12 protein-coding genes and 1 tRNA gene are annotated in these 15,402 nt (G+C 34.4%); 2 read left to right on the top strand and 11 right to left on the bottom strand.

Annotated elements, in window-relative coordinates:
* Positions 1–71: 71 nt before the first annotated feature.
* The 7 genes from bsh to CP370_RS08110 all read right to left on the bottom strand — a co-directional run bounded on the left by bsh (position 72) and on the right by CP370_RS08110 (position 6,680).
* On the bottom strand, positions 72–1,052 hold the full coding sequence (bsh, locus tag CP370_RS08140) for a choloylglycine hydrolase (protein ID WP_087713076.1): 981 nt from the start codon (positions 1,050–1,052) through the stop codon (positions 72–74).
* Between the two features lie 94 nt (positions 1,053–1,146).
* A complete protein-coding gene (locus CP370_RS08135; protein WP_087713077.1) occupies positions 1,147–2,769 on the bottom strand; it encodes an ABC-F family ATP-binding cassette domain-containing protein in 1,623 nt (540 codons plus the stop codon).
* A 66-nt stretch (positions 2,770–2,835) separates the two neighbouring features.
* Entirely contained in the window at positions 2,836–3,117 is a 282-nt protein-coding gene (locus CP370_RS08130; protein ID WP_087713078.1) for a SemiSWEET family transporter, read from the bottom strand.
* Positions 3,118–3,229: 112 nt separating this feature from the next.
* Positions 3,230–4,516, bottom strand: coding sequence for a phosphopyruvate hydratase (gene eno / locus CP370_RS08125; RefSeq protein ID WP_004897160.1), 1,287 nt, complete (start codon positions 4,514–4,516; stop codon positions 3,230–3,232).
* Between the two features lie 176 nt (positions 4,517–4,692).
* Positions 4,693–5,277 (bottom strand): phosphatase PAP2 family protein, encoded by a 585-nt coding sequence (locus CP370_RS08120; protein ID WP_012846031.1) that lies wholly within the window; start codon positions 5,275–5,277, stop codon positions 4,693–4,695.
* 187 nt (positions 5,278–5,464) lie between these two features.
* A tRNA-Ser gene (locus CP370_RS08115) sits at positions 5,465–5,552 on the bottom strand.
* 279 nt (positions 5,553–5,831) lie between these two features.
* A complete protein-coding gene (locus CP370_RS08110) occupies positions 5,832–6,680 on the bottom strand; it encodes a LysR family transcriptional regulator (protein WP_087285028.1) in 849 nt (282 codons plus the stop codon).
* Positions 6,681–6,801: 121 nt separating this feature from the next.
* Here CP370_RS08110 and CP370_RS08105 point away from each other — a divergent pair, with 121 nt between their 5' ends.
* On the top strand, positions 6,802–9,069 hold the full coding sequence (locus CP370_RS08105; protein WP_087713079.1) for an HAD-IC family P-type ATPase: 2,268 nt from the start codon (positions 6,802–6,804) through the stop codon (positions 9,067–9,069).
* Positions 9,070–9,142: 73 nt separating this feature from the next.
* Here the strand turns inward: CP370_RS08105 and CP370_RS08100 are convergent, their stop codons facing one another.
* From CP370_RS08100 to CP370_RS08090, 3 genes are all read right to left on the bottom strand, one after another.
* Complete coding sequence (locus CP370_RS08100; RefSeq protein WP_087713080.1) at positions 9,143–10,486, bottom strand: SLC45 family MFS transporter; 1,344 nt, start codon at positions 10,484–10,486, stop codon at positions 9,143–9,145.
* A gap of 175 nt (positions 10,487–10,661) precedes the next feature.
* Positions 10,662–11,165, bottom strand: a complete 504-nt coding sequence (locus tag CP370_RS08095) for a dihydrofolate reductase (protein ID WP_087713081.1) — start codon at positions 11,163–11,165, stop codon at positions 10,662–10,664.
* 17 nt (positions 11,166–11,182) lie between these two features.
* Entirely contained in the window at positions 11,183–12,139 is a 957-nt protein-coding gene (locus CP370_RS08090) for a thymidylate synthase (protein WP_087713082.1), read from the bottom strand.
* A 134-nt stretch (positions 12,140–12,273) separates the two neighbouring features.
* Between CP370_RS08090 and cls the strand changes: the two genes are divergently transcribed.
* Positions 12,274–13,761, top strand: a complete 1,488-nt coding sequence (gene cls, locus CP370_RS08085) for a cardiolipin synthase (protein ID WP_087713083.1) — start codon at positions 12,274–12,276, stop codon at positions 13,759–13,761.
* A 52-nt stretch (positions 13,762–13,813) separates the two neighbouring features.
* Here the strand turns inward: cls and yjeM are convergent, their stop codons facing one another.
* Positions 13,814–15,322, bottom strand: coding sequence for a glutamate/gamma-aminobutyrate family transporter YjeM (gene yjeM, locus CP370_RS08080; protein WP_087713084.1), 1,509 nt, complete (start codon positions 15,320–15,322; stop codon positions 13,814–13,816).
* Between the last annotated feature and the right edge of the window lie 80 nt (positions 15,323–15,402).

The raw sequence follows: 15,402 nt of genomic DNA, 5'->3' as shown, positions 1-15,402 counted from the left end.
AAAGGAAATCATCGTTCTTTTTTCATGTCTTAGGAATTAGTTTTTTCCCAGACACTTTTTTATTTTATAGTCTAATTTTGATAATTAATTGTTTGCTTTTCAATCAACTTGTAATCTATTAACTCATCACCATTTAAGTTTTCTTTATTTAATTCAATGGCGTTAATTTGATTATTTTCATAATTGGTATAATAAAATGTTCCTGTCTCTAAATTAGTTCCATCAGAGTAAATTGTGTACTCATAAGAATTTGGTCCTACTTCATCCGTTCCTTTTGGCTGTTCAACTGAATGTAGAATAGGGAAATAATTTGTTACACTACTTAATTCATTATTTCCTTGAGGAGAATGTGCACGAACAAAAGCTACTTTCACCAAACGACTGGCTGAATCCATTCCTCCTGGCAAAAAATGACTCCCTAACCCGCGACTATATAAATTAAGGTCAACACCTGGAACAAGAGTATTTTTAGGCTGTGCAGGTGCTATATTACTATAATTAGCTAAGTTACGTAACTGGCCTGGAAATTCAGGATTATTGGTTAAAACATGAACTGGATTATCATAAACGTGTAATCCACTTAAAGTCGACTCTACAACGATCGACTCACCACTCTTATCAGCCATTAACCAGTGAAGTGGAGAAAGTGGTAGTTTTTCTGAAAAGTTTATATTTACTAAGCTAACATCTTTCAACGCTTCTTTTACTTCAGCAACCGTAGTATATTGACTTAGCAAATAAGGAATTAATTCAAATGGTGTAACATTATTTTTCTCCGCATTTTCTGGAAAATAATGACACGGACCATCAAAATTAAGACCAGCAATTCCTAGCCCTTCTTCATTTGCTGCATCAAAATATAGTGGATAATTATTTTCTACAATCGCCATACCAACCATAGCATATTTTGCCTTTTTACTTGGTAATTTACGATATTGAAACTCATAATTTCTTGGTGTAATTACAGGATGTTCACCAAAAGAAATTTCCAAGTCTAGATTTCGACCAAAATAATGATGATTATTTGAACTATAAACAATTGAGGTACACATATAAACTCCTCCTTATATCTTTTACAGTCCCTATATTACTCTTTTTTCAAAAATAAAAAGGAAACTTCTCCTATGAAGTTTCCTTATTTTATTATTAGTATATTTTTTGAACATGATCTTGAATAGTTGGGTTATCTAAAAATTCATCATAGCTAGTATCTGCACGACTAACAATTCCTTTAGGGCCGACCTCAATAATATGATCCGCGATAGTTTGAATAAATTCATGATCGTGAGATGTAAATAAGATTGAACCTTGGTAATCTTTCAAAGCGTCGTTAAGAGAAGTAATTGATTCTAAATCCAAATGGTTAGTAGGATCATCCATTACCAAAACGTTAGCTGGTTCAAGCATCATTCTTGAAAGTTGACAACGAACTTTTTCTCCACCAGAGAGTACCTTAATCTTTTTATCAATTTCTTCACCAGAAAAGAGCATTCTACCTAAAAAGCCACGTAAAAAAGTATTATCATCTTGTTCTTTAGTAGCATATTGGCGAAGCCAATCTAAAATCGTTAATTCATCGTTGTTAAAGTTAGCATTTAAATCACGTGACATATAGTTATAAGCAGTAGTTTGACCCCAAGTCACAGTACCACTCTCTGGCTTAACTTTACCAGCAATAATGTCCATTAAAGCAGTGGTTGCTAAAGTATTGCGTGATAAAAATGCGACTTTATCACCAGGACGCACTATAAATGAAACATGGTCCAAAATCTTTTCACCATCAACACTATAAGATACATCTTCTACTTTTAGTAAATCGTTTCCTAGGTCACGGTGCATTTCAAATTTTACATAAGGATATTTACGAGAAGATGGTCTAATATCATCAAGGGTAATTTTTTCTAATTGTTTCTTTCTTGAAGTGGCTTGTTTTGATTTGGACGCATTTGCTGAGAAACGAGCAATAAATTCTTGTAGTTCTTTTATTTTTTCTTCTTTTTTAGCATTTTGGTTAGCTGCTAATTCACTTGCAAGCTTACTTGATTCATACCAGAAATCGTAATTACCCATGTATAATTGAATTTTGCCATAATCAACATCACACATTTGTGTACATACTTGATTTAAGAAGTGACGGTCGTGGGAAACTACAATAACAATATTTGGATAATCGGCTAAAAAGTCTTCAAGCCAGTTTACAGTATGAACATCTAAACCGTTAGTGGGCTCATCAAGTAAAAGAATATCAGGATTACCAAATAAGGCTTGTGCTAATAATACTTTAACTTTTTCAGCTTCTGGTAATTCACTCATCTTACTTTGATGCAAGTCTTCTGGTATGCCTAAAGACTGCAAAAGCTTAGATGCGTCTGCTTCGGCGTTCCAACCGTCAAGTTCAGCAAATTTAGATTCTAGTTCTGCAGCTTTAACTCCATCTTCATCGCTAAAATCAGCTTTAGAATAAAGTTCGTCCTTATCCTTCATTACTTGATAAAGTTCCTTATGCCCCTGAATTACTGTATCTAAAACCGTAAATTCTTCGAAAGCAAAGTGATCCTGATTCAAGCTCGACATTCTTTCATTAGCATCGATGGAAATATTACCAGTAGTAGGTTCAATCTTACCTTCTAGTAGTTTCAAAAAAGTTGACTTACCGGCACCATTAGCACCGATTACTCCATAACAATTACCGGGAGTGAATTTCAAGTTAACATCTTCGTATAAGGTACGACCAGATAAATTTAAACTTAAATCTGAGACAGTAATCAAATTATTTTCCTCTCTTACATCTAATTTTTAGTTATAACACATTATAGAAAGTCTTTTTATGAAAATTTAATGCAAACTGGTAATGAATGTAGCTAATCCAAATAAAATCCCCGGAAAGTTAGCTACAAACAACGGCCAATCCTTTTTCTCTCTTAAGAGAGCATACAGAACCCAAATAAGGCAGTTAATGGCTGCAACTAATGGCTGAATAGGATTGCCGTAATTTTCTTGCAAATTATTCATAATTTGTGGAATATAAGAAACATACATTAGAACAGATAAAACTGAGCCAATTCGTCCAATCGTTAATACAGTCTTATTATCAAAAGATCTAATTTTATTTTTCAACCAATCTTCCTTTCTATACTATGTTATCTAGTTTACTTACTTTTTATAGTTATCTCAAGCACAAAAAAAGAGATTGATCAAAAATCAATCTCTTTTTTAATATCAACTTATATTAATCTAAGTCAACGTTGTCTGGGAAGAATGCTAAACGTTCACCCTTACCAAGTTCTTCTTCGATTTCAAGTAAACGGTTGTACTTTTCAACACGTTCTGAACGAGCTGGAGCACCAGTCTTCAATTGACCACCGTTAACAGCAACTGCGAAGTCAGCGATGAAAGTATCACCAGTTTCACCTGAACGGTGAGAAATCATAGTGTTGTAACCATTCTTACGTGAAAGACGAATAGTTTCAAGAGTTTCAGTAACAGTACCGATTTGGTTCAACTTGATTAATGAAGCGTTACCAGCACCTTCGTGAATAGCCTTGTTCAAAAGCTTAGGGTTAGTACAAATGAAGTCGTCAAGAACGATTTGGATACGGTCCTTGTGACTTTGAGTAAACTTAACCATACCTTCAACATCGTTTTCATCGTATGGGTCTTCCATAGAAATTAATTCTGGGAATTCGTCAAGTAACTTGTCGTAGTAGTCTGCCAATTCTTCGTCAGTAAGAACTTTACCTTCAAGGTGGTACTTGCCGTCTTCTTTGTTGTAGAAGTATGAAGCAGCACAGTCACATGCAATAGCAATATCTTCACCTGGTTTGTAACCAGCCTTGATGATTGATTCATGTAATGCTTTCAAAGCTTCTTCTGAGTTCTTCATGTTAGGAGCGAAACCACCTTCGTCACCTAAGCCAGTTTCGTAACCCATATCTTCAAGAACTTTCTTCAAAGTGTGGTATACGTTAACGATCTTTTCAAAACCATCACGGAATGAAGTCTTAGCAACTGGGGTAATCATGAATTCTTGAATATCGATACCGTTGTCTGCGTGTTCACCACCGTTAATAACGTTGTGGAAAGTTTGAGGCATTTCAAGGTCAGTACCACCAAGGTAACGGTATAATGGTTGGTGGTTATCCTTAGCAGCTGCAGCAGCAGTAGCCATAGATACACCTAAGATAGCGTTAGCACCAAGACGGCCCTTGTTTGGAGTACCATCTAAAGCAATCATAGTTGCGTCGATGTTTGGTTGATCATGTGGATCTAATCCCTTTAAAGCGTCGTTGATTTCAGTGTTAACGTTGTTAACAGCGTTCATAACACCTTTACCACCAAGGCGTGAACCACCATCACGTAATTCAACAGCTTCGTTTTCACCAGTTGAAGCACCAGATGGAACTTCAGCCTTACCTACAACACCGTTTGAAAGAGTAACGAAAACTTCAACAGTTGGGTTACCACGTGAATCAAAGATTTCAAGTGCATGTACATTCTCAATAACTGATTTGAGCATTAAAAAAATCCTCCTTAAATTTGTGGCGAAAAATACAAACTAACCGAATTGGCATCTAGTCAGTGTTTTTCGTCGCTTTTAGGCATAGCCCTTTTGACTACAGATTTATTTTAAAGCAACTTTGTGAGTATGTAAACTAAAGAAAGCAATTATTTTTTTATAAAAAAGATCGACCATTAAAAGGCCAATCCTAAAAGTTGCTGTGCAATTGTAAAACAAAATAGGGCTAAAGTTGTTGCTCCTAAAACATCAGATGGATAGTGTGCACGCATATTTAAACGTGACACTACTACCAGTCCCCATGCGATTATCAAAGTAATTAAGAGCCAGATCCCCATAATATGACCAAAGATTTGCCATAACATTAATGACATAATAGTTGCGCTTAACACATGTCCACTAGGAAAGCTATAGCCATCTCGATAGGTTCTCATTGACAAGGGTCTTTTTCTTTTAACTGAATGCTTCAAAAAGATTCCAACTGCATCAGTTACTGCCAAAGTACCTAAAGACCAAAGAGCAAGCCAGGGGTGATGAAGCAAAACTAATAGGCCTGCCAATAAAAAGTCCCAAACAACAACTACCTTAGGCTCATTTAAGACTGTAATAACTTTCCAAATTTTACCGTCTCTATTTTTAACAAGCTTATGGTGCAATAAATGATCATAAAAATTAAATAGACGAGAATTTCTAATGTTAAATATTAATCCTAAAAGAATCAATGCCGAAATCAGCAATTGAATTAAACAATGCAATTTCACTTTTACTTAACCTCAATTAATTGTACTAATAAATATTGTAACAGCAAAAAATAAAGCACATGCGTTTTTTAAATTTTATTTAACTATTTCAATAAAAAATAAGAATGAGATTTCATCCTGAGCAAATATTTGGCGATCAAAGTGTATAAAAAAGCCCGTAAGATTAACACTTACGGACCAAATTTAAAGGAGAGTACAGGATTTGAACCTGCGCGCCGGTATAAGCCGGTTCGCCGGATTTCGAGTCCGGTGCATTACCACTCTGCCAACTCTCCAATTACAACGTTTTTATTATAGCAATTAAAAAATAAATGGTAAATACAAAATAACTAATTCTAAAATTAATCTTTAAAAAGTCATCATTCTTTCATAGTTTTTCTGTATCTTAAAGCTATACCAATGATAATGAAAGGACTCGTATTATGGCAAAGATCATTATTTACAAGCCCCGCAAAATCAAGTTGATGCGCCAGGCTGTTGAGCGTTATCTAAACTATAAAATTGTTAAACATAATTAGATTTTTAGCCAACCAAAAGTGGTTGGCTTTTTTAATTTAAAACATTTCAATAATCTTTTCCATTAGTGGCGTCACTTCTCTATCTTTACGCCATACTAAATTTAAGTGGGTAATCCAGTTAGTATGCTTTACTGGGATAATTTTACTTTTTGCATAAGTAAGGGCAATCGATTCAGGAACTAAAGCTATCCCTAAGCCTTCATCGGCCCAGTGAATTGCCGTTCTTGCATCATCACAAGTTACTGAATAGAACGGCCTTATTCCCTGGTGCCGAAAACTACGATTGAATATTTCTTGAAATCTTCGGTATAAAATTATCGGACTATCTTTTAATTCACTAAGATGTCTAATTTCTCTCCTTTCAAAAAATTCCTCTCTTGTCACTGCTACCATGGGTTCTTGATGAAAATCTTTAAAATTTAGTCCTTCAAGATTAAAAGGTGTCCTTACTATTCCTAAATCTAAGATTCCATCTTGTAGCTGTTCAACAATACCAAAAGTGTTTGCTTCATGTATTTCAAATGATAAATTAGGATAGTATTTTACTAATTTTTTAAATTGTTCATTTGGGACAACTCCTCCACAAGAAGAAATGACCCCAATTCTAATTTTTCCTAATTCACCCTCTTTAATTTGATGGATTTGGCTTTGAGCAGATATACTCAGAGCAACAATTTTTTTAGCATATTTTTGAAATACTTTTCCCTCTTCTGTCAGTTCTATTCCATGAGCAGTTCTAACAAAAAGCTGCACCCCTACTTCTTTTTCTAATTGTTTTAACTGATAACTTAAAGGTGGCTGAGCAATATATAACTTTTTAGCAGCAGACGTAATCTGCCGCTCTTCAGCAACCACTAAAAAATATTTTAATTGTTTAATATTCATATAATACCTTTTAACTTATTATCTATATTTTTAATATCTCCTATCTTAATTTGATATTTTCTTAATAACAAGAACTGCGCTAAAATATTTTAAGAAAATAGAGAATTAACGGAGGATTTTTATGGAAAATAAAGAACTGCAAGGGTTAACCGATGCCCAGGCAGAAGAGCGTCTTAAAAAAGATGGTCTAAATGAAGTTCCCGAACCTGAATTTAATTTCTTTAAAGAATTTATGTCCAAGTTATGGAACTTATCGGCCTGGATTCTAGAAGCAGCCTTATTATTAGAATGTATTTTAGGTAAATGGATCCAGTCCTTATTTGTTTTATTAATGCTTTTATTTGCAGCCTTTAATGGAGCTACACAAAAGAAAAAGTCTCGCAGAGTTCTAAATACAATTTCTCATGAGCTAACTCCAACAGTCTCTGTAAAAAGAAGCGGTAAATGGAAACAAATAGATTCAAAATTCTTGGCTGTCGGAGACTTAATCAGCTTAAAACGCGGAGATGTTTTAGCAGCTGACGTAAAAATTGCTCAAGGGCAGATTACAGTTGATGAAAGCTCAATTACCGGTGAATCAAAAGCAATTAAAAAATCTGTCGGTGACACCGCCTATGCCGGCACGACAGTAGTTGATGGGGATGCCCTAGCAGTAGTAACGGCAACAGGAAGCAATTCCCGTTCCGGAAAAACCATTAATCTAATCAACAATTCCGCTGCTCCTGGTCACTTACAACAATTATTAACCAAAATTATCTATTATCTATGTCTTTTAGACGGTGTATTAACTTTAATTTTAGTAATTGCGGCATTGATTCGAGGACAGAATGTCATTGAAATGCTCCCATTCTTAGCTATGATGTTTATTGCCTCTATTCCGGTTGCTATGCCATCTACCTTTGCCTTATCTAATTCTTTTGAGGCCACTCGTCTAAGTAAAGAAGGAGTATTAACATCTGACTTAACCGGTATTCAAGATGCGGCAAACTTAAACTTATTATTACTTGATAAAACTGGAACAATTACTGAAAACAAGACAGCCGTCTCCCAATGGGACAATCTAAGCGATCTTCTAAATAAGGAAGTTCTTGCCCTAGTTGGGGCAGCTACTGATAAACGTAGTCCTAGTATCATTGATTCCGCAATCGATGAATATCTTAAAGAAAAAGGCATTACTCCTGATACTCCAGAAAAATTTATTCCCTTTACATCTGATACGGGATATTCAATGGCTACCGTTGGCGGCTACAATATCAAGTTGGGTTCTTTTAAGCAACTTTCTTTAATAGATAAAAATGCTGATGAAGAAGCCAAAAATATTGATTTTACTGCTGGTCGTTCAGTTGCAGTTCTAATTAATGACAAACTGGCTGGACTATTCATTTTACGTGATAAAGTCAGGGCAGATTCAAAGAAAGCTCTAGAAGAACTTAAAAAACGCGGAATCAAACCAATTATGTTGACTGGAGATAACCGCAGAACTGCAGAAGCTGTTGCTAAAGAAGTTGGCCTAAAAGGAAAAGTTATCTCAATTCACGATTTCAATGATAAAACTGACGTTAATGATTTGGCCGGAATTGCTGATGTTTTACCAGAAGATAAGCTTAAAATGGTTAAACTATTCCAAAAAGACGGCTATATTGTAGGGATGACTGGTGACGGAGTTAATGATGCTCCTGCATTAAAGCAAGCTGAAGTTGGAATTGCCGTTTCAAATGCTGCTGACGTTGCGAAACGAAGTGGTAAGATGGTTCTCTTAGAAGATGGTTTAACCCCTATTGTTAAAATTCTTGATGCTGGTCACCGAGTTTACCAAAGAATGACAACCTGGTCTTTAACTAAATTATCTCGTACAGCCGAACTAACAATGCTTTTAACATTTGGTTACCTATGCTTTAACTATATTCCAATGGCATTAAATGCAATGGTTATTTATACCATTATGAATAATATGGTAACTATGATGATTGGAACAGATAATACGCACATTACTTATAAGCCAGAAAGTTGGAATATGCTTAAATTAGCTAAAATCGCTTTCTCACTTGCTGCAGGCTGGACTGCAATTGGTTTTGGCTTCGTTTGGTACCTTGTATCCCAAAACTATGCTCAAGGAACTGTTTCTACAATGGTTTATGTTTACTTAGTTTTAAGTGCAATGTTGATTGTCTTAATTACTAGAACTAGAAAATTTTTCTGGCAGTCAGTTCCATCAAAATCAGTTGCTATAGTTCAAATTATTGATGTCTTGTTAACTTTTGCTTTAGCATTATTTGGCTTAGCTATGACTCAAATTAGCTTTGCAAATCTTGCCTTAACCATAATTGTGGCCTTAGTTGCAGCAATTATAATTGATTTATTCTATCAACCAATTATGAAAAACAAGTAATAAACTATACTAAATCCATAGAAAAATAGGTTACTCTGATAAACATATCAAAGTAACCTATTTTTAATAAACTTTAGTTTTTATATGTTTCCTTAATAAACAGCACACAAACTGCTGCTAAAATACCCGAAATTCCTGCAGTCAACATCATCGCTGGCATTGAATATTTCATTAGTGGAAATAGTATAAAACTTAATAATGAAGCAATTATTTGAGGTAAGCAAATGGAACAATTAAATAAACCTAAATACGTCCCCATGTGTTTACCGGATAAGGCATTAGAAACCATAGTTAGTGGATAAGTGTTCATAGCTGCCCAAGAAATTCCAATTAAAATAAATGATACAATCAAAATATTTTGAGAATGGACAAAGAAGATGGAACCATATCCTATTCCTCCTAATAATAAACTAATACCATATCCAACCTTATGATGATCATTTGGCACCTTTGCCAAAACATATGACCATATCACTGCGGCAATTGATTGAACAGCTGTTAAAACCCCAAACCAGTTTCCGGCTAATTGATAACCAGCCGAAGATGGATCTGTTACTTTCCAAACATTTTCTGCAATTGCACCTGTAGCATAAGTTGATAAATATTGGAATGAAAACCAGCAAAATAATTGTACTAATGAAACTTGCCAGAAAACTTTAGGTGCCTTTTTTAACAGTTCAAACCAGTTTCCGCATTCTTTGTTATCTTCTTCTTTAATACCATGATAACAAGCATAAGTTTTTGGATCATATTCATGAACTTTTGTTACGGTTAACAAACTTGTAATGACAAGTATTGTAGCTCCTACATAAAATGAAATTACAACTGATTGAGGTACTACACCCTTTTTAGCAGTATTAGCAACTCCTAGAACTGTTAATAGAAATGGGAAAAATGCTGCAATTACTGCACCTGAATTTGAAAGCATACTTTGGATACCATATGCATATGATTTTTGCTCATCATTAACCATATCACCAATCATCATTTTAAATGGTTGCATAGCCATATTTGCTGCTACATCTAAAATTGCAATTGCAATAGCTCCAAATACTAATGCTTCAATAGAGCCATATCCTAAGCCTAAACTCCCAATGTTTGATAAAAATAACATCATAATCACTGCGAAGATCATCCCAATTAATAAGTAAGGTAATCTTCTTCCACCAAGTTTTGGAGCCCAAGTTCGGTCAGAGAATGATCCAATAGCTGGCTGTACCACTAACCCAGCCAAAGGCGGTAAAATAAAGAACCACCCTAACTTCGTTGGATCAGCTCCTAAGGTTTGAAAAATTCGACTCATTTGTGATGTTTCAAGAGTAAAAGCAATTTGAATACCTAAGTAACCAAAATTAATCATCCAGATCACACTTTTTGCAAGTTCTGGTAAGCCAGATACTTTGTTATTTTCATCCATAGTTTTCTCCCTCACTTTTTAGCTAAGCGCTTTCAATAATTTTATATTAAGCAAGAGTGAAAATGCTTTCAATACAAGATTAATTGTTACCGGTAACTAAATACATAAAAATGCTGATACCATTACAAAAAAGTAATAGCTATCAGCATTTCTAAATTTATATAAGTGAATCTTCTTATATTCTTTTATATTCTAAAAAGTCGTAATCAAATTTATTATTTTCATCTGGATGATGACTTTCGGAATTTACTAATTTAAAGTCTTCATACTTTAGTTCCGGCATCCATGTATCACACTTAAATATATGGTGAATTTTTGTCTTTTCAAGAATATCTACCTCATCCTTAAATTCTTTAAAAACTTCAGCACCCCCAATAATATCAATTGTTTCTTCAGTGTGATCTTCGATCCAATTTTTCAACTGTTTAATTTGTGAAAAAACTTTAATTCGTGAATTATCTTGATATCTACGTTGCAAAATTGGATTAGTAGAAAGGATGATATGTTTTCTTTTAGGAAGTAATCCTGGAAAACTATTAAATGTTTTTCGTCCCATAACGATAATATGATTACTAGTCAGCTCTTTAAAATGTTTTAAATCAGCGGGCAAATGCCAGGGCAAAGCACCCTGGTAACCAATACGTCCATCTTCATCTTCTGCCCAAATAAATCTAATCATTGTTCTTTCCTCAACACTTAAACGGCTACCGGCGCCTTAATAGTGCCATGATGCCGGTAATTAATTAACTTGATATCTTTCATTTCAAAATCCTGTACTAATTTTTTATCCGGATTTAGCCAAAGCATAGGAGCGTCATATGCAGATCGATTCAATAATTCTTTAACTTGGTTAAAGTGATTTTTATAAATATGAGCATCTCCTAAGGTATGAATAAATTCACCGGGCTTTAAACCGGTTTCACACGCAATTAAATTTACTAGTAAGGCATAACTCGCAATATTAAACGGTACACCTAAAAACATGTCACCTGATCTTTGATACAGTTGTAAACTTAAACGCCCGTCGTTAACATAAAACTGAAATAAGACGTGACATGGAGGTAAAGCGGATGTTGGTACATCTTCTGGATTCCATGCACTCACAATTAAGCGGCGAGAGTATGGTGTCGTCTTAATTTGATCAATTACATTTTGAATTTGATCAATAAAACCACCCCCACGTTTTTGCCAATGTCTCCACTGGGCGCCATAAACGTCTCCTAAATTTCCATACTTTTCTGCAAAAGTTTGATCCGCTAGGACTTTTTCATCAAATTTTTTCATTTCTTCTTGATATATCCTTTTAAATTCTGGGTCTTGTTGACTTCTTAGGCCAAAATTAGTCATATCTGGCCCCTGATACTCATTACTCTCTACCCAGTTTTTAAAAGCCCATTCATCCCAAATATGGTTATTGTGTTCTAGCAAAAAGCGAATATTAGTATCTCCTCGTAAAAACCATAACAATTCGCTCTTAATAAGTCCAAAAGGTATTTTTTTAGTAGTTAAAATAGGAAAACCATCAGTTAAATCAAATCTCATTTGGGCTCCAAATAAGCTTCTAGTCCCTGTTCCGGTTCTATCTTCCTTGTCGTGCCCTTCACTCATTATCCTGCTTAGTAAATCTAAATATGGTTGCTCTAAAGTTGCCATTTTATTTCTTCTTTCTATTCCGCGTCTTCATCTTAAAATACCATATATTTTGTATCTTGGTAAATACAAACACTATATTTTGTGCATTCAGTGATATGGTAGAATTATATATTATAAACTTTGGGGGAATTATAATGATTTTAACTTGGGATATAATTAGAAGAATAATCGAAATCCTTTGGTTAATTAATGTTGGTCTAGCAATTTGGACAGTTTTTCGTAGTCATCGTGATATTGCTTCTACTTGGGCATGGCTCTTGATTTTGTCTATCTTCCCTTATGTTGGGTTTGTTTTATATTTATTTACTGGTCGACAATTATCACACGATGATATCTTCTCAATTGAAACTGAACAGAAAAAAATTCGAGATCATTTTCTTAATGAACAAAATAGGCTATTAAGAATCCATGACTTACTACCAAGTAAAGCCCAGAATCCACGTGCAAGACGCTTAGTAGAACTGAATCTAAATAATGATGATGCCCTTTTAACTTTTAATAACGAAGTCGACACTTTTATCGACGGACAAGTTTTATTTCCAAATCTTATAAAAAATATTGATGAAGCAAAGAGAACCATTAATGTAGAATTTTATACATTTTATGATGATCAATTAGGAAATCAGGTCTTACAATCTTTAGAAAAAGCAGCCAGTCGAGGCGTTAAAGTTAGAGTTTTATATGATGCAAGCGGCTCTCGTGGTACACGACCATCTTTTTTTAAAAAACTTCGTCAACTAGGTGGAGAAGCTCAACCTTTCATTTCAACAGCTGGAAACCGTCTTTTTACTACTCCTCGTGCTAATTATCATTTACACAGAAAATTGGTAATTATCGATAATGAAATTGGATACATTGGCGGCTTCAATATTGGTGATCAATACATTGATCGAAGTAAAAAGTTTGGACACTGGCGTGATACACACCTACGCGTAGTAGGACAAGCTGCCCTATTAATGGAAATTCGTTTTGCGATGGATTGGAATACCAGCTGTCGTAGATCTCACCTTCCGAAATATAATATTGACAGCATAGTAGAAACATTTGAATTAAAAGTAGTACAATCTAAAGACTTAGTGCCAATGCAAATTGTTTCCTCCGGACCAGACAATAGTCATTTTGGTATTCGGCGAGCTTATGAAGAAATAATTGCTCAGGCAGAAAATTACGTCTATATTCAAACTCCTTACTTAATCCCGGGTGATTCAATCTTAGAAGCTTTAATCATTGCAGCAAAAAGTGGAGTTGATGTACGAATTATGATTCCTTCTATGCCCGATCATCCCTTTGTCTACCGGGCAACTGAGTACTATGCAAAATACCTAGTTAATCAAGGGGTTAAAGTTTACAAATATGATAATGGTTTTATTCATGCAAAAACTATTGTTAGTGGATCTAATATTGCTTCAGTCGGATCGGCAAATCAAGATTTTCGTAGTTATCAATTAAACTTTGAAGTAAATGCTTTTACATATAGCACCGCTCTCACCAAGGAATTAAAAGAAATTTTTGAAGAAGATTTAAAAGAATCGACTTTACTCACAAAAGAATACTTTGAAAAGCAATCTCATTGGCGTAAATTTAAACAATACTTTTCAAGATTGCTCTCACCAATTTTATAAAAAGAAAGAGACATACTTAGCTTTTTAGTTGAGTATGTCTCTTTTTTCTTATTTATTCTTCTTCATCAACTACAGTAACAGTTTTTCTTTCCTGATATGAATAATATATCCAAGCAATAATACCAAATGCCACTGGTCCAATAGCAGTCCAGAATGAAGTTGCATAATCACCAGTAAATAATGGTTCAATACAAGTAAAGACGATCCCTACTGCTACTACAAGCCAAACAACAATTGTTACAGCCCACACACGTTTTTTACCCTCAATAAAGATAAATGGACGATCGATATCTTTTTTCATCTTAAAGAATGGATATGCACCAATCAGGAATAAGTACGGGGCAGATGAAGAAACATTCATCATATCCATTAAAATAGTATAGAATTGTCCAGCTGCATTACCACCAAATGAAATAAATAAAATAATGACACTAACAATAACAGCCTGGAGCCACATTGAACGCTCTGGCATTCCGTGTCGATTTAATTTAACTAAGGATTTAGGCAGAAGTTTTGGATCACATCCTTCAATAAAGGACTTAACAGGTGAATAAACCATTAAAAATGCTGCTGAAATTCCTGCTAAGACGTCAGCTAATCCAGCAAAACGGGAAAAAGCAGATCCTAAAGCTAATGATGCTGAATGAGAAAGTCCAAATGCTTTACCTGTTTCAACTCCCAAATTGTTAATTAAAACATATTCAACATTAGCCAAATCAACATTTTTACCACTTAATTGGCTGCTCCAATTAACAGCTACACCACACATCAAAATATTTAAAACATATAGTGCCGTCATCCAAATCATTGCAGTAATTAAAGCCTTAGGAAACGTTTTTTCGGGTTTATCTACTGAATCAATCACACCAGCTGATGTTTCTAGACCACCGTAAGCAAACAAAGCATAAACAATGAAAGACACAATTGCAATTGGAGATTGGAAAGCCGGATTAGGTGAATGAACTAGTGACTGCACTGTTAAAGGTTCTGCTAACTTCCCGTGATTCAAAAAGAATACTAAAATTGATAGCAAAGTAAAACCAATTGTAATGGCTAAAGTAAAAAAGCCTCCAACGTTACTTACAGCTGCAATCTTATCAACACCTTTAGCAGCAAAGAATGTTACGACTACTAAAAATACTACTTCTAAAATTCCTAAAAGTTGTGTTGATGTCAAATTTAAAAAGTGCCAGCTTTGAGTAGTATCATGGCCTGAAATGGCTGTTGATACCGATACTAAGAAAAATTGTGTCGATGACACAAGCCAAACTACCCAAGCAGCTAACCAAATAAAAGTACCGATAAAGGCTGTTTTTTCACTAACTGAGCCTTTAAGCCAAGAAAAAATTCCGCCCTTAACTCCTTTAAAAGCTGCACCATATTCGGCAAAAATTAAAGCTGATGGTAAAAAGAATAAAATTGCAGTTATGATATACCACACAATACTTGCATAACCCATTTGATAATAGGCTGTCAAAGAATTACTAAAGCCAAAAATAGCTGAAAAGATCATCAAAACTAGACTCTTTAATCCAATTTTGACTGATTTGTCTTTTTTCATAAAAAACTAAAACACTCCCTCTTTCTGAAGTGCCATAGAAAAGTTAGACATTTATAAAATTTTAAAGATTTGATAATACA

Origin of the sequence: Lactobacillus sp. UMNPBX19 (assembly GCF_002553805.1) — a bacterium.
GTDB lineage: Bacteria > Bacillota > Bacilli > Lactobacillales > Lactobacillaceae > Lactobacillus.
This window is presented reverse-complemented; position numbering and strand designations above follow the sequence as displayed.